Origin of the sequence: Streptomyces sp. NPDC016469 (assembly GCF_040632905.1) — a bacterium.
Classification (GTDB): Bacteria; Actinomycetota; Actinomycetes; order Streptomycetales; family Streptomycetaceae; genus Streptomyces.
In genome coordinates this window covers 72,927-97,231 of record NZ_JBEYCQ010000015.1, presented here as the reverse complement: position 1 = coordinate 97,231, position 24,305 = coordinate 72,927, and the positions used below count along the sequence as shown (strand labels likewise).

Genomic DNA, 24,305 nt, shown 5'->3' with positions numbered 1-24,305 from the left:
ACATCGGACGTTCGGTGACACACGGGGCGAATTCGGGAGCGCCGAGCGTGTGGCCGGATCGTGCACGGGGGTTGATGCGGAACCGGACTGCTGTGACAGTTGAGAGCAGCTTAGGCCAAGGCATATCCGTGTGTCCGGCGAATGGGAACGTAGCCGCCTCGCGTCGCCATGCCACCAGGTCCAGCGGCCGCAGCGCGGCCACCACGCCGGATCCGAATGTCACGGTCCGGTACGCGAACGCTCCGAGGGACCCCCGGTCCTACGGAACGCTCATATCTACGGATTAGGCTGCCCCCATGCCAAAGAAGCGCTCGGGCGGGGGTCTCACCACGACCCAGCAGGCCGCCAAGTTCCTCGGTGTCGCCGCACTCTCCGGAGTCGTCCTGGCGGGCATCGCGCTGCCGGCGGCCGGAGCACTGGGCCTCGCGGCCAAGGGGACGGTCGACGGGTTCGACGAGATCCCGGCCAACCTGAAGACCCCGCCGCTGAGCCAGCGCACCAAGATCCTCGACAGCAAGGGCGGCCTGATCGCCACCGTCTATTCGCGTGACCGCACGGTGGTGCCGCTCACGAGCATCTCCCCGTACATGCAGAACGCGATCGTCGCGATCGAGGACGCCCGCTTCTACGAGCACGGCGCGGTCGACCTCAAGGGCATTCTGCGCGCGCTGAACCGCAACGTTCAGGCGGGCGGTACGGCGGAGGGCGCCTCCACCCTCACCCAGCAGTATGTGAAGAACGTCTTCGTGGAGGAGGCCGGCGACGACCCGGCCAAGGTCGCCGAGGCCACCCAGCAGACGCTGGGCCGCAAGGTCCAGGAGCTGAAGTACGCGATCCAGGTCGAGGAAGAGCTCGGCAAGCGGAAGATCCTGGAGAACTACCTCAACATCACCTTCTTCGGGCAGCAGGCATACGGCGTCGAGGCGGCCTCCCAGCGCTACTTCTCCAAGTCGGCGAAGGACCTGAAGCTGGAGGAGGCGGCGCTGCTGGCCGGGATCGTGCAGTCGCCCAGCCGCTACGACCCCATCAACGACACGGAGGAAGCGACCAAGCGCCGCAACACCGTGCTCCAGCGGATGGCGGACATCGGCAAGGTCTCGCAGGCGCAGGCGGACAAGGCCAAGGAGACCCCGATCAAGCTGAAGGTCAAGCGACCGCAGAACGGCTGCATCACCGCCGTCAGCGGCGCCGGATTCTTCTGCGACTACGTCTCGAAGATCGTCAAGAGCGACCCGGCCTTCGGCAAGACCGCGAAGGACCGCGCCAAGCTCTGGGCGACCGGCGGCCTGACCATCAAGACGACCCTGGACCCGCGGTCGCAGGCCGCGTCCAACGAGGCCGCCGTCTCCCGGATCAACAAGGATGACAAGGTCGCGGACGCAGTGGTCCAGGTCCAGCCCGGCACCGGACGGATCCTGGCGATGGCCCAGTCCCGGCCGTACGGTCTCGACCCCGCCAAGCACCAGACCATGCTGAACCTCTCCGTCGACCACGCCATGGGCGGCAGCTACGCCGGCTTCCAGGTCGGGTCGACGTTCAAGCCGATCACCGCGGCGGCGGCGCTGGAGAAGGGCATCAGCCCGGCACAGAGCTTCGACACTCCGAGCAAGATCTCCCTGCCGGCCGACTCCTTCCGCACCTGTGCGGGCGCACCCACGGACGACAAGCCGTGGAGTGTGCAGAACGAGACGGAGACGGAGAAGGGCATGTTCGACATGACCAGCGCGCTGGGCAAGTCGATCAACACCTACTTCGCGAAACTGGAACAGAAGACCGGCCTCTGCGAGACGCTCGCGATGGCGAAGAAGGTCGGCTACGAACGCGGCGACAACAAGCCGCTGTGGGAGGTCGCCAACACCACGCTGGGCGGGCAGGAGTCGACCCCGCTCGCCATGGCCTCGGTGTACGCGACCTTCGCCAACCGCGGCACGTACTGCACGCCGGTCGCGCTCCTCTCGGTCACCAAGCCGGGCGGCAAGCCGATCGACGTACCGAAGTCGCAGTGCAAACGCGCGATGAGCGAGCACACGGCCGACACCATCAACCAGATGCTCAAGGGTGTCGTCGAGGACGGCACCGGCACGCAGGCCGGTCTCAGCGACCGTGACAACGCGGGCAAGACCGGCACCACCGACGAGCGCAAGAACGCCTGGTTCGTCGGCTACACACCGAACCTGTCCACGGCGGTATGGGTCGGCAGCGACGGCGCCCACCAGAACAAGATGACCAACATCGTCATCGGCGGCCAGTACTACGACAAGGTCTGCGGTGGCTGTCTGCCCGGTCCGATCTGGAAGACGGCGATGACCGGCGCCCTGAGCTCGTCCGAGACCCCTTCCTTCAACCCGGTCGACGTACCGCGGGCGAAGGAGAAGGAGGACAAGGGCAAGAAGCCGGACGGGGACAAGAAGAAGCCGGGCGACGACAAGCCCGGCGACGACAACAACCCGTTCCCCGGCATCAGCATCCCGCCGGACGTCCTCGGGGGCAACGGAAACGGCAACGGCCACGGTCGCGGCCAGAACAACGGCGGCACGAACGGCCCCTGATCAGCCGTTACGCAGTCGAGGGCGGGGCGCTCCGGATCATCCGGGGCGCCCCGCCCTCGTACGTACGCGGTCGGCTCCGCCCTCGCTCAGCCCGCGAGGAGCTCCTTCACCGCGGCGGCCACCCGGCCGCCCTCGGCGCGCCCCGCGACCTTCGGGTTGACGATCTTCATGACGGCGCCCATCGCACGCGGCCCCTCGGCCCCGGCGGCCTTCGCCTCGTCGACGGCGGAGGCCACGATCGCGGTCAGCTCCTCGTCACTCAGCTGCTGCGGGAGGTACGCCTCGAGGATCGCGCCCTCCTTCTTCTCCCGCTCGGCCTGCTCGGTCCGGCCGCCCTTGGCGAAGGCGTCGGCGGCCTCACGGCGCTTCTTGGCCTCCTTGGCGATCACCTTCTGCACCTCGTCGTCGGAGAGTTCGCGGGCGGTCTTGCCGCCGACCTCTTCCTTCGTGATCGCGGTGAGGGTCAGCCGGAGCGTGGACGAGGTCAGCTCGTCACGCGCCTTCATGGCCGTGGTGAGGTCTTCCTTGAGCTTGGACTTGAGCGTGGTCATGAGGTGATTGTGGCAGGTGCGGGGCGCCCGGCGCCCGCCTGTTTTCCCGCGGACGCACGGCGTCTGCGACGATGGGCGCATGCGCGCACGCTACGGAGTACCCCTGAAAATCACGGCGGTCACCGCCGCGGCCGGCGCCGCCGGTCTCGCCTACGCGGCAGGATTCGAGGTCCGCTCGTTCCGCCTGCGCAGGGTCACGGTCCCGGTACTTCCGCGAGGGGCACGCCCGTTGCGCGTCCTCCAGGTCTCCGACGTGCACATGGTCAGCGGGCAGCGCAAGAAGCGTGCCTGGCTCCAGTCCCTGGCCGGTCTGCGCCCCGACTTCGTGGTGAACACCGGCGACAACCTCTCCGACCCCGAGGCCGTGCCGGAGCTGCTGGACGCGCTCGGCCCGCTGATGGAGCTCCCGGGCGTGTACGTGTTCGGCTCCAACGACTACTACGGCCCCAAGCTGCGCAACCCGGTCCGCTACCTCTTCGAGAAGGCGTCGGGCCAGCACGGCCTCAACGGCAACGCCCCGGCGGTCGGCGCCGTCCACAACCCGTGGGAGCCGATGCGCGACGCCTTCGACGAGGCGGGCTGGCTCAACCTGTCCAACACCCGCGGCCGCCTCAAGCTGGACGGTCTGGAGCTCGCCTTCACCGGCCTGGACGACCCGCACATCAAGCGGGACCGCTACGCCGAGGTGGCCGGCGGCCCCGAGACGGGCGCCGACCTCTCGATCGGCGTGGTCCACGCCCCCTACCTTCGCTCCCTGGACGCGTTCACCACGGACGGTTACCCCTTGATCCTCGCCGGTCACACCCACGGCGGGCAGGTCTGCATCCCCTTCTACGGCGCCCTGGTCACCAACTGCGACCTGGACACGGACCGCGTGAAGGGCCTCTCCACCCACTACTCCGGCGGCAACCGCGCCTACCTCCACGTATCGGCGGGCTGCGGTACGAACCGCTACACCCCGGTCCGCATCGCCTGCCCCCCGGAGGCGACCCTGCTCACCCTGACACCCCGGGACGCCTAACCGGGCCGCCCCCCCGATCACGACAAAAACCGGATTTCGTCTCCGGGCGCCGGTGGGCTAGAGTTGTCGATGTCGCCGGGAGACCGGCGGCGATCGGGGTGTAGCGCAGCTTGGCAGCGCGCTTCGTTCGGGACGAAGAGGTCGTGGGTTCAAATCCCGCCACCCCGACAGTGAAGTACCAGGTCAGGGGCCTGATCCGCTTAGCGGGTCGGGCCCCTGAGTGGTTTCGGGGATGGTCATCGCGCCCGCGCCCGTATTGGTGGAGGCGGGAGGGCGCCGCTTCGCGCGTGCCTCGGTCAGTCGCGGCGGATGTGCTGGATCTCGACGTGGCGCCGAGTGAGCGGCAGGGAGGCCACGGCCGCTGTGAGCAGGATGCCGCCGGTGCAGATGACGAGCAGCGGAAGCCCTTCGCCGTCCCAGTGGACGGTCCCGCCTCCGGTGATCAGGTAGCTGGACTCGGCCAGCCGGCCGGCGACCAGGGCCCCCACGAGGCCGACGGCAAGTGGAAGCAGCACCTGGATGCACTGGGCCGCGCGGACGGTCAGGGGACGAGCGCCCAGAAGGTTCAGCATGGCAAGCCTGCCTCGGCGCTCCATCGCGCGGTCTGCGGCGGACACGGCGAAGGCGGCGACACCGATGGCGAGGCCGAGGACCATTCCGGCCGCGAGGAGGCTCTTGACCACAGTGATCTGCTGAAGAGCCTCCACATTGACACCCACCGCCTCCACCTCCGCGGTGGGTGCGAGAGTTCCGAGGCCGTCGAGCACCGCCCGTACGGTGTCCGGGGCCGAGTCCGACAGCAGGAGGAAGCTGCCCGTCGCGGGCTGTATCCCGGCGGGGAGCGCGGAGGGCGGGATGAGCACGTCGGCGCCGACGAAGGCCGAGGGCTGGTGCGCCCGGATGACGAGGGCGTCGCGCGGCAGTGTTACGCGGAACTTCTTCGTATCGTCCGCTCGTCCGCCACCGGCGCTCAGCAGGAAGGGGTAGCTGCGGCCGGACCGGACGCCCGGGTCCTCGGCCACCTCGGGATCGGTGAGGCGTTGGATCCTGCCGTCCACGCAGCCTCGGGGTGGCACCGCGCTGAACGCTGTGAGCTGGGCGCAGTCGGCGACCACGGCGGTGATGCGGGGCTCGGAGGACCCGGCATCCGGAACCCAGGAACCCATGGCGACAGCCTGCCCCTTCACACCTTCGACCTGCCTCATCCGGTTCCGCTGGTTCTCACTCAGATCGCTGAGAGGGAGGGAGTACTCCTGGGTCGACGAGGTGGGCCGGCTGATGTGGGCGAGCTCGACCAGGAGCCCCTGGGCGAGCGACGCGGCGTAGACGAGAAGGACCAGGCCGGTGACGACGCGCAGTGAGCTACCGGGCTCGACCTCGTTCCGGCGCATGGCGAGGGCCATGGGCAGCGACTGGGTGGTGCCGGCGAGTCGGCGGGCGAGCCAGGCCGTGACCGGCGCCAGTGCCAGCACGAGGCCGGCTCCCGTCAGCAGGACGCCGACGGGGACGAAGACCGCGTTGGCCGGGCCCTCGGAGGGGTCGTGCCCCAGGAGACCGAGTGCGCAGTAGCCGCAGACGACGCCCAGCCCTGGGAGAAGGAGCAGCAGCCCGTACTTCTTCGGGGGGCGGGGCCGGGCCCCTCGCCGTACCTGGAGCGGGCGCAACGCGGCCTGGCGAGCCCGGTGGCGTCCGACGAACCATGCCAGGCCGGGACAGCCGATCAGGCACACGGCCAGGACGGTCGTGGTGGGCCGTCCGTCGGGCGGATACCACTGGAGCCCCGGCAGGCCGACGCTCGCGAGGAGCTCGTTGGCCAGCGCGTACGTGCCGACGCCGAGCACCGCGCCGAGGAGGGCGGCGGCCACCGTTTCCACGGCATTGACGCGCAGGGTGCCCTTCACGCTGAGTCCGAGCAGACGCAGCGCGGCCAGTCTGCGCGCCCGGGCCTCGGCAGAGAGCTTGGCGCAGACGGACAGGAACACGGCCAGGGGCAGCAGCACGAGACAGGCGAGGGCGAAGCGCAGGATGCCGAGGGTCGAGGAGTCCACCGCGGGAGTCGGAGCCCACTTCGAGCCGAACCCGGCCAGCGGCCGCGCGGAAGGGGGCAGATGGCGGGGGGCCCGGCCGATGTACGCGTACAGCTCGTCGGGCCCGGTGAGCCCCGCCGGGCCGATCGTGCCGGCGACCCGGCCGGGAAGGAGTCCGGCGAGGCCGGGCTGGGCGGCCAGGATCTCCCGCAGGCGCGGCGATACGAGCACCTCGCCGGCACCGGGCAGGCAGTCGATGCCCGGGGGCCGAGGCAGGTGGGCGCCGGCCGGGTGTCCGACGAAGACCCGGGTGAACGGCTGGGAGCCGTAGGCGTCCTGGCGTACCAGGAAGACGGTGTCGTCGGCGGACCGGGCATGCAGGGCCCCGGTCACCGGCTGCGGTTCGCGCGCTGCGGCCCGGCTGTCGTGTGCCGACAGGATCGCGGGGATGGTCAGCACGGCGGCGAGGCAGGCGACGCCCATCGCGCAGCCCAGGGACATCAGGAGGAAGCGCACCAGTGCGGCCCGGCCGGCGCCGCGCAAAAGCCTGATCCCGATCAGAAGGCTGATCGCGGGACGCGCCTTCACGCCACGGCCAGCCTGGTCAGGGCCCCGTCGACCATCGTGTACCGGGTGTCGGCGCGGGCGGCCACCGAGGCATCGTGCGTCACCATGATCACGGCGGTGTCCTGCGAGCGCGCCAGGTTCAGGAACTCCTCCAGCACCACATCGGCGTTGGCACTGTCGAGGGCGCCTGTCGGCTCGTCCGCGAAGACCACGACGGGGCGGTGGACCAGTGCCCTTGCCACCGCGACCCGTTGGCTCTGGCCTCCCGAAATCTGCGAAGTCCTGCGCTCCCTCAGCTCCGCAAGCCCCAGCCGGCCGAGCACCTCCCCCGCCACCTCGTGCGCAGCCGCCTTGCGCCGTCCGGCCAGCCGCAGCGGAAGGGCGGCGTTCTCCTCGACGGTCAACTCCGGGAGCAGTTCACCGTACTGGAAGACAAACCCGAACCGCTCCCGGCGCACCGCGCTCAGCTCGTCGTCGCCGAGGCTCCGTAACCGCACTCCGCCGAAGTACACGTCACCGCGAGTGGGCGCCACGACCCCGGCCAGGCAGTGGAGGAGCGAGGACTTCCCCGATCCGCTGCTGCCCGTGATCGCACAGACCTCACCTGCGTCCAGTGTGAAGTCCACTCCGCAGACGGCACGTTGCGAGCCGTAGGACAACTCCAGGCCGGTGGCGCGAAGGATGGCGTCCATGACGAGCGGTACCCCTTGTTCTTCAGTAGTCCTCCACCCGAAACAGCGTGGAAGCCCCGCGACCGTCCATCCCGCCAACGAACCATGCTGTGGCGATAGTCGCCGCTGCCAGTTTTCACGCTCTTCCTCCGCCCGAGCCCCCAACGGCGGGCGTCACTCAGAGTAGTCGCGAAACCTCTTGGTGCGCACAGGGCGGATCTCGCTTCCCCCCATCTGGTGAACGGCGCGGATTCGATGACGCCGCACCGGAGCCCCCGCCCGCCACCTGCCGCACACTCCGGCGCGTCCCTGCGATGAGACGAATCCATCGCCGTAGAACCTTTGTTTCAGGGGAAGTTGGGGGTTTATCTACGCGCGGAGCTATGCCTACCGACCGATCATTCGGGCAATTCAGGCAGGTTCTGGCAGAGCCATTACCGACTGGTACCGGGAGCTGCTACAACAGGGACCGCTCACTCAACCCCCCACCCACCCCCCACACTTCGGAGGGCTGACAGGTATGTCAGTACGGAGATTCTGGGCGTCCGCATCCACTCTGCTCCTCGCCGCCGCTGCCGCTCTGGGAATCGCCCAGCCGGCTTCGGCATCCTCCTCGGCCGCCGCCGGCGGGTACGTCGCCCTGGGCGATTCGTACTCGTCCGGTGTCGGCGCGGGAAGCTATCTGTCCGACAGTGGTGACTGCCGGCGCAGCACCAAGGCGTACCCCTACCTCTGGGCGGCGGCGAATGCGCCGTCCTCGTTCGCCTTCGTCGCCTGTTCGGGTGCCACCACGAGCACCGTGGCCAGTGGTCAGCTCGGGGCGCTCAGTTCGTCCACCTCGCTGGTGAGCGTCACCGCGGGCGGCAATGACGTCGGCTTCGCCGATGTCATGCAGGACTGCGTGCTGTCCGGCGAGTCCGCCTGCATCTCGGCCGTGAACGCGGCCGTCGGGAAAATGAACAACACCCTGCCGTCAAGGCTGAGTTCGCTCTACGCCTCCATCCACTCCAAGGCCCCGCAGGCTCATGTCGTGGTGCTGGGCTACCCCCGTTTCTACAAGATCGGCGGAAGCTGTCTCGTCGGCCTGTCCGACAAGGCGCGTACGGCCATCAACAACGCGTCCGACGTACTGAACGGTGTCATCGCCAAGCAGGCGGCGAACGTCGGATTCACCTTCTCCGGGGTCGCCGACGAGTTCACCGGGCATGAGCTGTGCTCCGGAGATCCGTGGCTGCACAGCGTCTCGATCCCCGTCTACAACTCGTACCACCCCAAGCCCGAGGGACAGTCCGGCGGTTATCTGCCGGCGTTCCGCTCGGCGGCGTGACACGGAAGCGGCGCCCCGGTGGAGAACCGGGGCGCCGCTCCTCCGTCAGGCCGCCCGGCGGGTCGCCTTGAGGGAGTACATCAGCGGGATCCGCGGACGGTCCGGCGGATAGCGGAAGAAGTCGTCCCCTCCGCATTTCAGGACAGGGAAACGCGCGAAGAGCGAGACGTCGTGCTCGTGGAGGAATTCGATCCGCAGACCGGCGGCGGCCAGCGCGGACACCACACTGCCCACCGGATGCTGCCACTCGACGCTGCGGTTGTGGACGGTCGGGGCATCGAAGTCCGCGTACGTACCCGGCGTCTCGTCCACCCATGCCTCACGGCTGAAGTAGTCGTGCACGATCCGCGAACCCGTCTCGTCGTCCAGGCAGTCCGTGAGCGGGTGGAACTCGGCGAGGTAGAGGAAGCCACCGGGCGCCACCAACGACGCGGCCGTCTCGGCCCAGCGGTCGATGTCGGGCAGCCAGTTCAGCGCGCCGACGCCCGTGTAGACGATGTCGTACGAGGAGTCCGGTACGGCCTGGGCCGCGTCATACACGTCGGCGGCGACGAAAGCCGCGCGGTCGGGTCCCAGTCCCAGGTCCTGGGCGAGGGCGCGGGCGGTCTCGACGGCCGGTTCGGAGAAGTCGAGGCCGACGACCTGAGCCGCGCCGTGCCGCGCCCAGGAGAGCGTGTCGAGTCCGATGTGGCACTGCAGGTGCAGCAGCGACCGGCCGGTCACATCGCCGACCTCGGCCAGCTCGAAGGGCCGCAGGGCGTCCTTCCCCGCACGGAAGGAGCCCAGGTCGTAGAAGTCACTGCCTGCGTGGATGGGCACACGTTCATCCCACATCCTGCGGTTGGCCTCGCGCCAGTCGGGCGGTGTCGGAGCGGTGGACATGTGCGCGAGGTTATCCACAGGCTGCGGACGAAGCGAACGGATTGTCGGGCGTCCGGCGCAGAATGGGGTCATGACTGAGGCCACTGGTTCGCCGACGACCGCATCCGTCCCGCTGTGGGAACAGCGCTTCCGCGCCCCCCGGGTGTCGCTGCCCGACTGGGCCGAGGACGCGCCGGACCGCGCGTTGTTCGTCTCCAACGCGACGGGTACCTACGAGCTGTACGCGTGGGACCGGGCGACCGGTGAGCAGCGCCAGGTGACCGACCGGCCGAATGGGACGACGGACGGCGTGCTCACGCCGGACGGCGAGTCCGTGTGGTGGTTCGACGACACCGACGGAGACGAGTTCGGGGTGTGGATGCGCCGGCCGTTCCACGGCGGGGCGGGCGCCGAGTCCGTCCCGGCCGCTCCCGGTCTCGGGCCCTCTTATCCGGCCGGGCTCGCGATCGGCCGGGACGGGACGGCGGTGATCGGCCGTTCGACGGACGAGGACGGTACGACGGTCCATGTGGTACGGCCGGGCGCGGCCCCCGCGGAGATCTACCGGCACCGCGAGTCGGCCGGGGTCGGCGACCTGAGTCACGACGGGACGCTGATCGCCCTGGAGCACACCGAGCACGGGGACGCGATGCATTCCGCGCTGCGCGTGGTCCGGCCGGACGGGACGACGGTCGCGGAGCTGGACGACACCGAGGGCGGCACGAAGGAGCTGGGCCTCGCGGTCCTCGGTTTCGCGCCGGTCGCCGGGGACACCCGGCTGCTGGTCGGACACCAGAGGCGCGGACGCTGGGAGCCGATGATCTGGGACCCGGTGGCGGGCACGGAGACGGACCTGGCCATCGACCTGCCGGGCGATGTGGGCGCCGAGTGGTATCCGGACGGCTCCGCGCTGCTCATCGAGCACGGCTTCGAGGCCCGCAGCGAGCTCTGGCGGTACGAGCCCGCTGCGGCCGACGGCAAGCTGGTCCGGGTGGAGACGCCGACCGGCACGGTCTCCGGCGCCACGGCCCGCCCGGACGGGACGGTCGAATACCTGTGGTCGTCGGCGGCCGAGCCGCCCGTCGTCCGCTCCACGACCGGCGCGGTGGTGCTCGACCCGCCGGGGGCCAAGGCCCCGGCCTCGGTGCCCGTCGAGGACGTGTGGGTGGACGGGCCCGGCGGCCGGATCCACGCGCTCGTCCAGCGGCCGGCAGGCCCCGCCGAGGGGCCGTTCCCGACGGTCTTCGAGATCCACGGCGGCCCCACCTGGCACGACAGCGACGCCTTCGCGGCCGGCCCCGCGGCCTGGGTCGACCACGGCTACGCGGTCGTCCGGGTCAACTACCGCGGCTCGACCGGTTACGGACGGGCGTGGACGGACGCGCTCAAGCACCGGGTCGGGCTGATCGAGCTGGAGGACATCGCGGCGGTACGGGAATGGGCGGTGAAGTCCGGCCTCGCGGACCCGGCGAAGCTCGTCCTGGCCGGCGGCTCCTGGGGCGGCTATCTCACACTGCTCGGCCTCGGTACGCAGCCCGGCGACTGGGCCCTCGGGCTGGCCGCGGTCCCCGTCGCGGACTACGTCACGGCGTATCACGACGAGATGGAGGCTCTGAAGGCGATGGACCGCACGCTGCTGGGCGGGACACCGGAGGAGGTGCCCGAGCGGTTCGAGGCGTCGTCCCCCCTGACGTACGTCGACGCCGTGCGTGCCCCGGTCTACATCTCCGCCGGGGTCAACGACCCGCGCTGCCCGATCCGCCAGGTGGAGAACTACGTGGACCGGCTGAAGGACCGGGACGCCGTGCACGAGGTCTACCGGTACGACGCGGGGCACGGCTCGCTCGTCGTGGAGGAGCGGATCAAGCAGGTGCGGCTGGAGCTCTACTTCGCCCGCCGGCACCTGTCCGGAGTGTCGCCGGCGGGGCCCGGTGACCCTGTCGGTCAGGGCGGGGAGGTGCCGGACGGCAGCGCGTAGGGGAGGCGCCCGTCGGCGCGTAGGGGACGGATAAAGGGCCGCTTTCCGGGTGCCCCCGCTCCGGTCGGCCGGAGCGGGACCGTACCGTGGAGGGGTGTACCGGTTCCTGCTGACCCCGCGATGGTGGGGGATCAACCTCTTCGTCGTGCTGGCCATCCCGTTCTGCGTGTTCATGGGCACCTGGCAGCTCGGCCGCTTCGAGGACCGCGTGCACACGCACGAGGCCGCCGAGAAGCAGCCCGCCCCGGGCACCCGGGCCGCCGAACCGCTCGACGAACTGCTGCCCGTCGACACGGAGACCTCCGGCCGGCCCGCCGTCGCGACCGGGCGGTACGCGGACCGCTTCCTGGTACCCGGCCGTGAGCTGGACGACCGGAAGGGCTTCTACGTCCTGGACATGCTGCGGACCGACAGCGGCAAGGCCCTGCCGGTGGTACGCGGCTGGCTGCCCGGGAAGCCAGGACAGACCCGGGTGCCGCCCGCGCCGTCCGGCCGGGTCACGGTGACCGGCGACCTCCAGGCATCGGAGAACGCGGGCACCGCAGGGGTCGGCGCGACGGGCGGGCTGCCGGACGGCCAAGTGGGCATGATCAGCGCGGCGTCGCTCGTCAACCTGGTGCCGTACGAGGTGTACGACGCCTGGGTGACACTTCCGGCGAGCGGAGCGGGCGGTTCCGAGAAGGCCGTGGGCGCCTCGGGCGACGCGGCGAGCGGTGCCGCCCGGTCCGAAGCGACCGCGCTGCGCCCGGTACCGGCCGCCGCGCCGGAGGGCGGCGGCCTCGACCTCAAGGCTTTCCAGAACCTCGGCTACACGGGTGAGTGGTTCGTCTTCGCCGGGTTCGTGGTCTTCATGTGGTTCCGGCTGCTCCGGCGCGAGGCCGAGGCCGCCCGGGACCTGCGGCTCGGCCTGGTGCCCGAGGCGGAGACCGCCGCCCCGTCGGCCCCCGAGGCGGAGGCCCGCTCAGGGGCGTGAGCGGGGCGGGCCCGGACCACCGGGCCCGCCGTAGCCGCTCCTACGACGAGGGTTCCAGGACGCCGGTCCGGTAAATCGTTCCCGCGCAGGCGTTGTCGATCTTCGTCGTGGCTACCGGGGCCCCCGGCTCCGGGGTGTGCTGCACGGAGATGCTGCCCTCGGCGGGGGTGGCGCCGTCGCTGCCGAACTGCGTCTCCGTACCGGTCTCGCTCTCGCCGGTGCCGCCGGCCGCCACGGAGCCGGCCGAACCGCCGCCGCCCGCGCCCGCCGCGCCGTCCGTCGGCGTCGGGGAGGGCGAACCAGCGGGGGCCGGGCAGGTGTCCTTCGGGACCCAGGCGAACTGCACCTCGTAGACCGCGTCCGGCTTCAGCAGGACGGTGGACTCCTCGGTGGCGGGGTCGGGCAGACCGGACGCGGGGTCGCCCTCGGTGTGCCGGACGACCTCGATCCGGGCCGGGTCGGCCGCGCCCATCGCCTCGAAGCCCACGGTGCCGCCGCTGCTGACCACGCAGTTCTCGCCGGACACGTTGGCGATGCGGAAGGCCCCGTACACCGTGCCGTCGGCACCCGCCGCGCCGGTCCTGGCCGACTGCACGCCGAGCTGTCCCGGATCGCACGGGCGCATGGTGTCCACCGCGCTCTTGGCGGGGTCGGCGGACGCGCCGGCCGGGTCGCCGTCCTGGCCCTGGCCACTGCTGTCGGACGGGGTCGTGGTGCTGTGCGGAAGCCCTTGGCCGCCGTTCGGGTGGCCGCCGCCGCTCTCACCGCCGCCACCGTTGCCGGAGTCCGCGCCGCGGTCTTCGCCGTTGCCGCCCTGCGCCTGCTCGCCGTGGCCGGCGATGGCGGGGCTGGCCGTGCTGGAGCCCTCCGAGTTGGCGACGTGGACGAACGCGGGGATCGCGGTGCCGATGAGCAGTGCCGCAGCGGCGGCGCCGACCAGGGCCTGCCGCCGACGGGCCCGCCGGGCGGGCACCGCGCGCTGCAGCCGGTCGAGGCTGCCCTCGCTCGGCGCCAGGCCCTGCACGACACCGTGCATCATGCGGCGCAGCGCGTCCTCGGCGCCGTCGTCACCGTCGTCGCCGAGGGGCGCGCCTCCGCCGGACGAGCCGCCTCCGCCGAACAGTCCGGCCGGGGCCGCGAGGCCCTGGGTGTCGCCGTCGCGGTCGGCGTGCGGGACGTTCTCCGGCCCGTGGTTCACAGTTCCGTTCCCAGTCCGGCCCAGCGGGAGCCCGCGCGAGGCACCGCGCCGGTATCCGTTACGGCCGCCCGGCCGCGGGTCCTGTTCATGGTCGTGTTCGTGGCGGTCATCGCGCCGGCTCATACCTGCGCCTCCATCACCACGCGCAGGGCCGCGATACCACGTGACCCGTACGCCTTCACCGAGCCCAGGGATATGCCCAGCGTCTCGGCGACCTGAGCCTCGGTCATGTCCGCGAAGTAGCGCAGGACCAGCACCTCGCGCTGGCGCCTCTGCAGACCGCGCATCGCCTTGATCAGCGCGTCCCGCTCCAACTGGTCGTACGCCCCCTCCTCCGCGCTCGCCATGTCCGGCATCGGTTTCGAGAGCAGCTTCAGCCCGAGGATGCGGCGGCGCAGCGCGGAGCGGGAGAGGTTGACGACGGTCTGCCGCAGGTACGCGAGGGTCTTCTCGGGCTCACGCACCCGGTTGCGCGCGGAATGCACGCGGATGAACGCCTCCTGCACGACGTCCTCGCAGGACGCCGTGTCGTCCAGCAGCAGGGCCGCGAGGCCGAGCAGCGAACGGTAGTGGGCGCGATAGGTTTCGGTGAGATGGTCGACGGTGGTTCCGGCTGCCACGCTCTCTTCAGCACCCTCGCGCTGCGCCGGCAGCCCTGTCTGACGCGCGGCGGGCATGGGCGCGATCACCGGCATGCCACCGGCTGCACGGGCCCGTCGGAGCGGTCGCACCGAAGCGCCGCGCAAGGGGCCCACCACTGTGATATCGAGAACCTCTGCCACGCCAGTTGGACACGCTTCCCCCCGTCAGGGTTGTACGCATCCGGCACCGCGTTTGAAGCCCGGCGATATGCCCTCATACGTACCCGCTCTTCCCCAGATGCCCCGCACATGCGCCCCGCCGCGCAAGAAGTGACCGCTTAGACGCCTGGCGTCCTACCCGCGGTTGCAACGAACCGAAAGCTCATCGTCCGTCACGGCGACTGCCCAGCTCAAGAGGTTCAGACCAGAGAGTTGCTCACAGATCGTTCACAGAAAGTACAAAACAGGTTCGATCCGGACCTCGTGACCATGGCAGGTCAGGAACGGGGGAACTCCGCGGCCACGGATTCGGCGATCTGGGCCACGTTGAGCGCGGCCCCCTTGCGGAGGTTGTCGCCGCAGACGAAGAGCTCGAGCGCCTGCGGGTCGTCCAGCGAGCGCCGGACCCGGCCGACCCAGGTCGGATCGGTGCCGACCACGTCGGACGGGGTGGGGAAGTCGCCGGCGCCCGGGTTGTCGTACAGCACCACCCCGGGAGCGGTCGCCAGGATCTCGTGGGCCCGGTCGACCGCGACCTCGTTCTCGAAGCGGGCGTGCACGGACATCGAGTGCGTGGCGACGACGGGTACGTACACGCAGGTCGCCGACACGCGCAGGCTCGGCAGACCGAGGATCTTGCGGCACTCCTCGCGGATGGCCAGCTCCTCCGACGACCAGCCGTCGCCGGCGTCCGTCCCGGCCCACGGGACGACGTTGAGCGCGACCGGAGCGGCGAACGGGCCGCTGTGCGTGTCGCCCACCACGCGGCGCACGTCGCCCGGTTTCGTACCGAGTTCGGTGCCGGCCACCATCGACAGCTGTTCGCGCAGTACGGCGACCCCGTCGCGGCCGGCGCCGCTGACGGCCTGGTACGAGGAGACGACGAGCTCCTGCAGACCGAACTCGGCGTGCAGGGCTCCGATGGCGACGATCAGCGCCAGCGTGGTGCAGTTCGGGTTCGCGACGATGCCGCGCGGCCTCATCCGTACGGCATGCGGGTTGATCTCGGGCACGACGAGCGGAACGTCGTCGTCGGTCCGGAAGGCGGCGGAGTCGTCGATGACGACGGCGCCCTTGGTCGCCGCGAGCGGGGCCCAGCGCGCGGAGACCTCGGCGGGCACCAGGAACAGTGCCACGTCGATGCCCTCGAAAACGTCCTCGGTGAGTTCGAGGACCTCGCTCTCCTCACCGCGTACGACCAGCTTGCGGCCGGCCGAGCGCGGTGAGGCGACGAGTCTGACCTCGCCCCAGACGTCCGCGTGCTGCGAGAGGATCTGGAGCATGACGCCACCGATCGCCCCGGTCGCACCGACGACCGCGAGCGAAGGGCGGCGTGCGGTCATCGGCCGGTGCCCCCGTACACGACGGCCTCGTCGGAGTCGCTGTCGAGACCGAAGGCGGTGTGCACGGCGCGCACGGCCTCGTTGACGTCGTCGGCACGGGTGACCACCGAGATGCGGATCTCGGACGTCGAGATCAGCTCGATGTTGACGCCGGCGTCGGACAGCGCCTCGAAGAAGCCCGCGGTGACCCCGGGGTTCGTCTTCATGCCGGCGCCGACCAGGGAGATCTTGGCGATCTGGTCGTCGTAGCGCAGCGAGTCGAAGCCGATCACGCCGCGGTTGCGCTCCAGGGCGTCGATGGCCTTGCGGCCCTCGGCCTTCGGGAGCGTGAACGAGATGTCCGTCAGGCCGGTCGACGCGGCGGAGACGTTCTGCACCACCATGTCGATGTTGACCTCGGCGTTCGCGATCGTACGGAAGATCGCGGCGGCCTCGCCCGGCTTGTCGGGAACGCCGACGACGGTGATCTTGGCCTCGGAGACGTCATGGGCGACTCCGGAGATGATCGCGTGCTCCACCTTCTGGTCCCCTTGCGGCTCGTTGCTGACCCAGGTGCCCCGCAGTCCGGAGAAGGACGAGCGGACATGGATCGGGATGTTGTATCGGCGTGCGTACTCGACGCAGCGGTGCAGCAGCACCTTGGAGCCGGACGCGGCCAGCTCCAGCATGTCCTCGAAGGAGATCCAGTCGATCTTACGGGCCTTCTTGACGACCCGCGGGTCGGCGGTGAACACGCCGTCCACGTCGGTGTAGATCTCGCAGACCTCGGCGTCCAGCGCGGCCGCGAGCGCGACGGCAGTGGTGTCGGACCCGCCGCGACCGAGGGTGGTGATGTCCTTCTTGTCCTGGGACACACCCTGGAAACCCGCGACGATCGCGATGTTCCCCTCGTCCAGCGCCGTACGGATACGGCCCGGCGTCACATCGATGATGCGCGCTTTGTTGTGGACCGAGTCGGTGATGACGCCCGCCTGGCTGCCGGTGAACGACTGGGCCTCGTGGCCCAGGTTCTTGATCGCCATGGCCAGCAGCGCCATGGAGATCCGCTCTCCCGCGGTCAGCAGCATGTCGAACTCACGCCCGGCCGGTATCGGGGATACCTGCTCGGCGAGATCGATCAACTCGTCCGTCGTGTCGCCCATCGCGGACACCACGACAACCACCTGGTTGCCGTTCTTCTTGGCATCGACGATTCGCTTGGCGACGCGCTTGATGCCCTCGGCATCGGCTACGGAGGAGCCTCCGTACTTCTGCACGACAAGGCCCACGTGCGCTCCTCGCTCAGTCCATTACTGCGGTCGGCTCAGTTTAACGAGCAGCCCGGAAACGCCTCGCTGATACCACATGCTGAGATGTCCCGCTCACCACGTGATCATCGGCGTGCCACCCCGAACCGCTCGTACCGCCCTGCTGCCCACCGGACACGTACGCATTCCCCTTTGTGGCCCAGCCCACACCCCGCGGGGCCGACCGGGGACCGCCTACTTCGCGGGGCGCAGGCCCAGTGGGCCCGCGATCTCCTCGAACATGACGCGGCCCGCCTCTTCGGCGAGGTTGTCGTCGCCGGCGTCCTGGTCGATGTCCAGGCCGTCCAGCTCCTGGAGGGGCTGGTTGAGGCGGATGTGGGCGATCAGGGACTGGAGGGCGCGCAGGGTGGCGGAAGCGGTGGAGCCCCAGTTGGAGAAGTAGGAGAACTGCCACCACCACAGGGCCTCGGTGGTGCGGTCCTCCTCATAGTGGGCCAGGCCGTGGCGCAGGTCGGTGACGAGGTCGGCCAGGTCGTCGGAGATACGGGCCGCGACCGGGGCCTTGCGGGGCTCGTACGGGTCGAAGACCTCGGAGTAGACGTCGATCGGCTCCAGGAGGGCCGCGAAGCGCTCGCGCAGGCCGTCCGCGTCCGGTTCGGCGCCGAGGTCGGGCTCGTAGCGCTCGTCGGGGACGATGTCCTCGTACGCGCCGAGCCGGCCGCCTGCCAGCAGGAGCTGGGAGACCTGGAGAAGCAGGACCGGGACGGCCTCCTCCGGCTCCTCGACCCTGGACACCTCGGTGACCGCGACGATGAACGTCTTGATCTGGTCGGCGATCTGGACCGCGAAATCGCCGGGGTCCTGCGTAACGGTGTTCAACGTGGCGTCAGACATCGATGAGACCTCCCGTGTGACCGGTCGGAGACGTTGAGTAGAAGATAACCGCGCTGAACGTAAAGCCGCCGTGAGATGCGGAAACGCGACCGTCAGACATCGAGCAGCCGCCTCCCCTCGAAGGCCCGGCCGAGCGTGACCTCGTCCGCGTACTCCAGGTCGCCGCCCACCGGCAGGCCGCTGGCGAGCCGGGTGACGCGCAGGCCCATCGGCTTGACCATCCGCGCCAGATACGTCGCGGTGGCCTCGCCCTCCAGGTTGGGGTCGGTCGCCAGGATCAGTTCGGTGATGGAGCCGTCGGCGAGGCGGGCGAGGAGCTCGCGGATGCGCAGGTCGTCCGGGCCGACACCCTCGATGGGGCTGATGGCCCCGCCGAGCACGTGGTAGCGCCCCCGGAACTCACGGGTCCGCTCGATCGCGACGACGTCCTTGGGCTCCTCGACCACACAGATGACCGAGCGGTCACGCCGCTGGTCACGACAGATCCCGCACTCCTCCTCCTGCGCCACGTTGCCGCAGACGGCGCAGAAGCGGACCTTGTCCTTGACCTCCAGGAGGGCGTGGGCCAGGCGCCGCACGTCCGTGGGCTCCGCCTGCAGCACGTGGAAGGCGATCCGCTGCGCGCTCTTGGGACCGACGCCGGGCAGCCTGCCCAGTTCGTCGATGAGGTCCTGAACCACGCCTTCGTACAACGGAACGCCTTCCTGACTGAGTCGGCTGAGTCGTGGTACGTACCGTAGGGGGTACGTACGGTCTTGGGTATGCGGCCGGTCAGAACGGCAGGCCGGGCATGCCGCCGCCCAGTCCCTCGGTGAGCGGACCCAGCTTCTGCTGCTGGAGCTGCTGGGCGTTCTCGTTGGCCGCCTGGACCGCCGCGACGACGAGGTCCGCGAGAGTCTCGGTGTCCTCCGGGTCCACCGCCTTCGGGTCGATCACCAGGGCGCGCAGTTCGCCCGAGCCGTTGACCGTCGCCTTGACCAGGCCGCCGCCCGCCTGACCGTCGACCTCGGTCCTGGCAAGCTCTTCCTGGGCCTGGGCGAGCTCCTGCTGCATCTTCTGGGCCTGCTGCAGCAACTGCTGCATATTGGGCTGACCACCACCGGGAATCACGGACACTCCAGGCATTTCGACGACAAATGTTTCGGTATGCCGAGCCTACGTTGTCGCCGGGCGGCGCGCCCCACCCGCCGGGGAGCAACTCTTTCGAGTGAGATCGAGGGAGCGGTGCCGGGACTCCTATACCTGACCAGAGGCCGTGCACACCCGGGAATACCGCGATTTCGACCCCACGCCCCACCATTCGGCGGTAGGAAGGGCATGCGTCCCGGCACGCACGCGCCTACCCCTCCTCACGCATGGTTACGCATGGGGGACTGCCCGTCGCGTCCAGGGACCGGGAGCAGAGCAGGGATCCGCCCCGTCGTCGAGTACGCGGTCGAGAGCACGCGTCGCTATGCAGCATGCAGAGGAGTACCCCGGTGAGTCAGCCGGAGATGCAGCCCGAAGTGCCGCCCCGCAAGTCCGGCACGTCCGGCCCGGCGGGTGCGGCCGCTCCCTCCGGTACGGACTCCGAGGACCGTGCGGGGCGGGCCCGTGACCTGACCGGGGAGCCGTTCCCGCTGGGCGACTGGGGAGAACCGTCCCAGCGGCTGGACGAGCTCTACCGGTGGCTGGAGGCGGACGCGCTGCGCACCGCCGACTGGTATCTGAACGACCGGCTGTGGAAGCGGCGCGGCGCCAGGGCGCTGCGGATGGGCACCGCCGCCGGAGCGGTCGCGGGCGCCGCCCTGCCGCTGCTCGACCTGACGGGCGCGCTGCACGGCGCGGCGGGCTGGGGCTATCTGTCGCTGCTCCTCGGCGCCGCGTGCATGGCGTGCGACCGCTACTTCGGTCTGACCTCGGGCTGGATAAGGAACCTCGCGACCGCGCAGGCGGTGCAGCGCCGGCTTCAGGTGCTCCGGTTCGACTGGGCGTCGGAATGCGTACGGGAGGTGCTCGGCCCGGCCGAGGGCACGGCGAGCGAGGCGACCGAGCGGTGCCTGGGCGTGCTGCGGCGCTTCTCCGAGGACATCACGGAGCTCGTACGGTCGGAGACCGCCGACTGGATGGTGGAGTTCCGGGCCGGGCCCGCGCCGCTGGGGATGCAGGCCCTGGTCTCCGGCGGCTCCGGGAACGGACGCCCGGAGCCGGGAGCGGCGCCCGGACGCTTCCCGCTCCAGTCGATGGGCCGGCCGAACATGCCTCGGCAGCGCCCGCCGGAGTCCCCGCGCTGACCGTTCGCCGGCCGGTGCGGGGCTCCGGGGCGGGGCCCCAGGACCGAGTCAGCTGAAGACGATCATCGATCCCTGGGCGAGGCTCCGGGTGGCCGCGGCGTGCAGGCCGAGCCAGACGTGGCGCTCCCGGGCGAAGGGGTTGTCGTCGTACGGGACGGAGGTCGCCGGTTCCTCCAGCTCGGTGGGGGCGGCGGGCGGCAGGGGGGCGGCCGGCGGGTTCGCCGGGTCGATGCCGATGGCCGGGGCGACGAACTCCAGCTCCCGCAGCAGCCCGTGCGCGGAACCGAGCGGGCCGCCCGCCGCCAGCAGGTCGTCGGTGGAGACGGGCGCGGCGAAGTCGAGGGGGACGTACGCCCCCGCGTGGTCGAAGTGCCACACCAGGTGCGACTGCCGGGCCGTGGCCTCGAACATCTCCAGCAACTGCTCGTAGTCCCCGCCCAGCTCACCGACCGGCGTGACGGCGAGACCGCTGAGCTGGAGGAGATAGGCACGGCGCAGGAAGTGCAGGGCGTCGTAGTCGAAGCCGGCCACCGGGGCGACGTCTCCGGTCAGTCCCGGCATGTAGGCGTAGACGGGGACGGGCGGCAGTCCGGCCTCGCCCAGGGCCTTGTCGTAGAGGGCGATCTCTTCGGCGAAGGGGTTGTCGGGGCTGTGGCACAGCACATCGACGAGGGGGACAAGCCACAGGTCACAGGCCACGAAGTCTCGCTCTCCAACGGGGGCGTGCGGTGGTCGGGACAGCGTAATGCGACCGGCACCGCGCGCACAGTGGTCGTTCACGACCGGGCCGGGGGCGCGGTGGGGCGCGACGGTGCCCGGGGGATTCAGGCGCGCCCCTCGGTCTCCGCCGCGGACGGCCCCAGCGCGGCCAGGCGGTCGGCCCAGCTCAGCGCGTGGCCGTTGTACCCGTCTATCGCCGCACGCAGGGCTTCGCGGTCCCGGTGCGTGATGGCGGTGACCAGCTCGGCGTGGCCGTTCCACAGCCAGTCCCGCAGATCGGCGTCGCCCCGCAGGTACGGCACGGCGAACACCCATGCCTGGACGCGCAGCCGGTGCAGGAAGTCGCTGATGTAGCCGTTGCCGATGAGCCCGCCGAGCTCGCGCCAGAAGCGCAGGTCGTAGCCGATGAGGATGTCCAGGTCACCGCTGCGCGCCGCGCGGGCGGCCTCCTCGGCCCGGCGGCGTACCGAGACGAGCGCCTCCCGGTAGTCGGCACGCCGGTCCGGAACCGGCTCGTGGAAGACGTCCCGGATGACCCCGTCCATGACCAAGGCGCGGGCCTCCACCATCGCCCGGTAGTCCGCGACCGTGAACTGGTGCACCCGGAATCCGCGGTGCTGGTCGGATTCGAGCAGGCCCTGCGCGGACAGGTCGAACAGCGCCTCGCGGACGGGCGTCGCGGACACCCCGTACTGCTCGGCGATCTGCTTGACGGTGAACTCCCGCCCCGGCAGCAGACGCCCGGCGAGCACCTCGTCACGCAGCGCGTCCGCGATCTGCTGTCGCAGGGTGCTGCGGGTGACGGCTCCGCTCGCGCACATGGCGCCCCTCCCCCATCCGGTTCCGGGTCACCTTAGACCGGGGTCGTACCGGCCCTGAGCCCCGGAGGGGCCCGGTCGGGCGATCCACGCCGCTATTCTCGTCCCCGTCCGGCGTGTTGTCGTACGGGGGAGGCCGCACACCATGGAGAAGCTCGGGTCCACCGATCCACAGCGCATCGGCGCCTACCGCCTGCTCGGGCGTCTCGGCGCGGGCGGGATGGGCCAGGTGTATCTGGCCCGGTCCGACCGCGGCCGTACGGTCGCGCTCAAGCTGGTACGCGAGGAACTGGCCGCACAGCAGGAATTCCGTGACCGGTTCCGCCAGGAGGTGCGGGCCGCCCGCCGGGTGGGCTCCACGTGGACCGCGCCCGTCCTGGACGCCGACACCGAAGCCGATGTCCCGTGGGTCGCCACCGGGTATGTGGCGGGCCCTTCCCTCCAGGCCACCGTCTCGGGCAGGCCGGGCACGGCGTCCGGCCCGGCGGCCCCCGGCGCCCACGGTCCCCTGCCGGAGCGGTCCGTCCGCGTTCTCGGTTCCGGTCTGGCTCACGCCCTGAAGGCCATCCACACGGCCGGCCTGATCCACCGGGACCTGAAGCCCTCCAACATCCTGCTCACGATCGACGGCCCGCGCGTCATCGACTTCGGGATAGCGAGGGCCCTGGACACGGTCACCGACGGCGGCCTCACCCGGACCGGCGCCCTGGTCGGCACCCCCGGCTTCATGTCGCCGGAGCAGGTGCGGGGCGAGCGGGTGAGCGCGGCCAGCGACGTGTTCTGCCTGGGGTCGGTGCTGACGTACGCCCTGACCGGCCGGCTCCCCTTCGGCGCCGCGGCCAACGAGATGCACGCCCTGCTGTTCCGCATCGCGCAGGAGGACCCGGACCTGACCGGGGTCACGCCCGGCCTCGACGACCTGATTCGCGGGTGCCTCCACAAGGACCCGCAGGCCCGGCCGTCCACGGACGACATCCTGGCGCTCCTGGGCGACGGCGACAGCAGCGCGGAGCCCTGGCTTCCGGGTGCCCTCCTCGCCCAACTCGGCCGCCACGCCGTGGAACTGCTCGACTCGGAGGACCCCGAGGACGCGGTGCCGCCCGACGCCGTGGTGCCGAACGGCGTGGCGGCACCCGGCGAGGCCGCGGTCCCGGGTGGCGGGGTGCCCGGCGAGGCCGCGGTCCCGGGTGGCGGGGTGCCCGCCGCTGCGGTGCCCGGTGGCGCATCGAACGACGCGGTGCCGGCCGACGGGGCACCGGCGGACGGGGCACCAGACCCGGCCCGGACCACGGGTCCCGCCCCTGTCCCCGGAGATGGGAAGCCGCAGGGCGCGGTCCCCCTCACCAAGCCGGTCGCCCCCGCCGACGCGGTGAGCGGCAGCCCGTCCGACGCCCTGTCCGACACCCCCTCCGACGCGGGCACCGAGCCTCCCGTCGAGCCGGCGACCGAGGTCCTCGACGCCCCCACCGGTCCGACCGTCCCGCTCCCGTCCCCCGGGCAGCCCGCGTCCGGCCCCGTCCACCCGCTCCCCGCCGCGGCCGCCGGCGCGGCCGGTGCCGCCGCCACGCCGCCGAGCGGACCGCCCCCGGCCACCCCGCCTCCCGGCTACGGCTACCCGCACCAGGCAGCCCAGCCGCAACAGGTCCAGGGCTACGGCCACCCGCAGCAGCCCAACCCCGGCCAGGGGTACGGCTATCCACAGCAGCCCGGCCAAGGCCAGGCATACGGCTACCCCCAGCAGCCGAGCCCGGACCACGGCTACCCGTACGGCTACCCGCAGCAGCCCGGGCAGGGCGCCACTCCCCCGTACGGCCCCGGGTACCCCACCGGCACCCAGCATCCGGCCCCCGCTCCCGAACCGGCCCGCAGGAGCAGCGGCTCGACCATCGCGCTGATCCTCGTCGCCGTACTGGTCGCTGTAGGCGCCGGCGGGTCCGTCTACGCCCTCATGAACGACAAGGGCGGCACGCCCACGGCCAAGCCCACCCACTCGGCCGGGCCCACCCCGTCGCAGGCCGTCGACGAGTCCCCCTCCCCCGACGTCTCCCCGGATCCCTCGCCCGACGACGGGGACAACGGCGAGGGGGGCGGCATCCCCGACGGCTACCTGGGCTCCTGGTCGGGCAGCATCGACAACGACACCGGGCACTCCACCCGTGAACTCGTCATCCGCCAGGGGGACGTGGGCGACACGGTCCTCACCCTGACCGCCGAGGGTCCCCTCGCCACCGGCGGCACCTACCACTGCGTCTTCGAGGCGCCCCTGACCACCGAGGCCGCCGAGGGCGAGTCCGTCAGCATCGGTCCCTCCATCGTGACGGAGGGGGAACCGGCGGCTTCCTGCTCTCCGGGCGCTCCGACGACGCTCACGCTGCTCCCGGACGGCAGTCTGAGCCGTGAGAACTCGTCGAGCGGCGAGAAGCTCACGTACACGAAGTCCGGCTGACGCACCGGGCCGGGCCGGACCACCGGTGCGTGTGCACGGCC

General features: G+C 71.1%; 20 protein-coding genes and 1 tRNA gene. 8 read left to right on the top strand and 13 right to left on the bottom strand.

The genetic code is table 11. The features are described 5' to 3' along the window. Window positions 1–296 precede the first annotated feature (296 nt). Entirely contained in the window at window positions 297–2,549 is a 2,253-nt protein-coding gene (locus tag ABZ565_RS18945) for a transglycosylase domain-containing protein (protein ID WP_361027744.1), read from the top strand. A gap of 86 nt (window positions 2,550–2,635) precedes the next feature. On the opposite strand, the gene ABZ565_RS18940 is transcribed toward ABZ565_RS18945, so the two are convergent. Next, a complete protein-coding gene (locus ABZ565_RS18940; protein ID WP_361027741.1) occupies window positions 2,636–3,100 on the bottom strand; it encodes a GatB/YqeY domain-containing protein in 465 nt (154 codons plus the stop codon). A 79-nt stretch (window positions 3,101–3,179) separates the two neighbouring features. Here ABZ565_RS18940 and ABZ565_RS18935 point away from each other — a divergent pair, with 79 nt between their 5' ends. Together ABZ565_RS18935 and ABZ565_RS18930 are read left to right on the top strand one after the other, a co-directional pair. Then, entirely contained in the window at window positions 3,180–4,121 is a 942-nt protein-coding gene (locus ABZ565_RS18935) for a metallophosphoesterase (protein WP_361027738.1), read from the top strand. A gap of 94 nt (window positions 4,122–4,215) precedes the next feature. Further along, window positions 4,216–4,289, top strand: a tRNA-Pro gene (locus ABZ565_RS18930). Window positions 4,290–4,417: 128 nt separating this feature from the next. Here the strand turns inward: ABZ565_RS18930 and ABZ565_RS18925 are convergent. Both ABZ565_RS18925 and ABZ565_RS18920 read right to left on the bottom strand, forming a co-directional pair. Continuing rightward, window positions 4,418–6,736 carry an FtsX-like permease family protein gene (locus ABZ565_RS18925; RefSeq protein WP_361027735.1) on the bottom strand — a complete coding sequence of 773 codons (2,319 nt, stop codon included), beginning with the start codon at window positions 6,734–6,736 and terminating at the stop codon, window positions 4,418–4,420. Next, window positions 6,733–7,407 carry an ABC transporter ATP-binding protein gene (locus ABZ565_RS18920; RefSeq protein WP_361027732.1) on the bottom strand — a complete coding sequence of 225 codons (675 nt, stop codon included), beginning with the start codon at window positions 7,405–7,407 and terminating at the stop codon, window positions 6,733–6,735. The genes ABZ565_RS18925 and ABZ565_RS18920 overlap by 4 nt, the downstream gene beginning before the upstream one ends. A gap of 499 nt (window positions 7,408–7,906) precedes the next feature. On the opposite strand from ABZ565_RS18920, the gene ABZ565_RS18915 reads away from it, so the two are divergent. Beyond that, a complete protein-coding gene (locus tag ABZ565_RS18915; RefSeq protein WP_361027729.1) occupies window positions 7,907–8,713 on the top strand; it encodes an SGNH/GDSL hydrolase family protein in 807 nt (268 codons plus the stop codon). Window positions 8,714–8,758: 45 nt separating this feature from the next. Here ABZ565_RS18915 and ABZ565_RS18910 read toward each other — a convergent pair whose 3' ends face one another. Beyond that, window positions 8,759–9,595, bottom strand: coding sequence for a methyltransferase domain-containing protein (locus ABZ565_RS18910; RefSeq protein ID WP_361027726.1), 837 nt, complete (start codon window positions 9,593–9,595; stop codon window positions 8,759–8,761). Between the two features lie 70 nt (window positions 9,596–9,665). Between ABZ565_RS18910 and ABZ565_RS18905 the strand changes: the two genes are divergently transcribed. Both ABZ565_RS18905 and ABZ565_RS18900 read left to right on the top strand, forming a co-directional pair. Then, a complete protein-coding gene (locus tag ABZ565_RS18905; protein WP_361027723.1) occupies window positions 9,666–11,552 on the top strand; it encodes a prolyl oligopeptidase family serine peptidase in 1,887 nt (628 codons plus the stop codon). 94 nt (window positions 11,553–11,646) lie between these two features. After that, a complete protein-coding gene (locus ABZ565_RS18900; RefSeq protein ID WP_361027720.1) occupies window positions 11,647–12,525 on the top strand; it encodes an SURF1 family protein in 879 nt (292 codons plus the stop codon). A 40-nt stretch (window positions 12,526–12,565) separates the two neighbouring features. On the opposite strand, the gene ABZ565_RS18895 is transcribed toward ABZ565_RS18900, so the two are convergent. From ABZ565_RS18895 to ABZ565_RS18865, 7 genes are all read right to left on the bottom strand, one after another. Next, entirely contained in the window at window positions 12,566–13,723 is a 1,158-nt protein-coding gene (locus ABZ565_RS18895) for a hypothetical protein (RefSeq protein ID WP_361027717.1), read from the bottom strand. A gap of 119 nt (window positions 13,724–13,842) precedes the next feature. Then, window positions 13,843–14,418 carry a SigE family RNA polymerase sigma factor gene (locus ABZ565_RS18890; protein ID WP_018102121.1) on the bottom strand — a complete coding sequence of 192 codons (576 nt, stop codon included), beginning with the start codon at window positions 14,416–14,418 and terminating at the stop codon, window positions 13,843–13,845. A 383-nt stretch (window positions 14,419–14,801) separates the two neighbouring features. Continuing rightward, window positions 14,802–15,866 (bottom strand): aspartate-semialdehyde dehydrogenase, encoded by a 1,065-nt coding sequence (locus ABZ565_RS18885; protein WP_361027712.1) that lies wholly within the window; start codon window positions 15,864–15,866, stop codon window positions 14,802–14,804. Continuing rightward, complete coding sequence (locus ABZ565_RS18880) at window positions 15,863–17,134, bottom strand: aspartate kinase (protein WP_018102119.1); 1,272 nt, start codon at window positions 17,132–17,134, stop codon at window positions 15,863–15,865. The genes ABZ565_RS18885 and ABZ565_RS18880 overlap by 4 nt, the downstream gene beginning before the upstream one ends. A 213-nt stretch (window positions 17,135–17,347) precedes the next feature. After that, entirely contained in the window at window positions 17,348–18,007 is a 660-nt protein-coding gene (locus ABZ565_RS18875; protein WP_361027709.1) for a DUF5063 domain-containing protein, read from the bottom strand. 92 nt (window positions 18,008–18,099) lie between these two features. Further along, window positions 18,100–18,699: a recombination mediator RecR gene (recR, locus tag ABZ565_RS18870; RefSeq protein WP_018102117.1), complete on the bottom strand. Its 600-nt coding sequence runs from the start codon at window positions 18,697–18,699 to the stop codon at window positions 18,100–18,102. Between the two features lie 79 nt (window positions 18,700–18,778). Beyond that, window positions 18,779–19,117, bottom strand: coding sequence for a YbaB/EbfC family nucleoid-associated protein (locus ABZ565_RS18865; protein WP_361028026.1), 339 nt, complete (start codon window positions 19,115–19,117; stop codon window positions 18,779–18,781). 368 nt (window positions 19,118–19,485) lie between these two features. Between ABZ565_RS18865 and ABZ565_RS18860 the strand changes: the two genes are divergently transcribed. Continuing rightward, window positions 19,486–20,280 (top strand): SLATT domain-containing protein, encoded by a 795-nt coding sequence (locus tag ABZ565_RS18860; RefSeq protein WP_361027706.1) that lies wholly within the window; start codon window positions 19,486–19,488, stop codon window positions 20,278–20,280. Between the two features lie 48 nt (window positions 20,281–20,328). Here the strand turns inward: ABZ565_RS18860 and ABZ565_RS18855 are convergent, their stop codons facing one another. Both ABZ565_RS18855 and ABZ565_RS18850 read right to left on the bottom strand, forming a co-directional pair. Continuing rightward, on the bottom strand, window positions 20,329–20,979 hold the full coding sequence (locus ABZ565_RS18855; protein ID WP_361027703.1) for a hypothetical protein: 651 nt from the start codon (window positions 20,977–20,979) through the stop codon (window positions 20,329–20,331). 125 nt (window positions 20,980–21,104) lie between these two features. Next, the gene (locus ABZ565_RS18850; protein WP_361027700.1) at window positions 21,105–21,821 is read right to left on the bottom strand and encodes a GntR family transcriptional regulator; all 717 of its coding nucleotides are present in this window, start codon (window positions 21,819–21,821) and stop codon (window positions 21,105–21,107) included. 142 nt (window positions 21,822–21,963) lie between these two features. On the opposite strand from ABZ565_RS18850, the gene ABZ565_RS18845 reads away from it, so the two are divergent. Then, on the top strand, window positions 21,964–24,264 hold the full coding sequence (locus tag ABZ565_RS18845) for a protein kinase (protein WP_361027697.1): 2,301 nt from the start codon (window positions 21,964–21,966) through the stop codon (window positions 24,262–24,264). The last annotated feature ends 41 nt before the right edge of the window (window positions 24,265–24,305 follow it).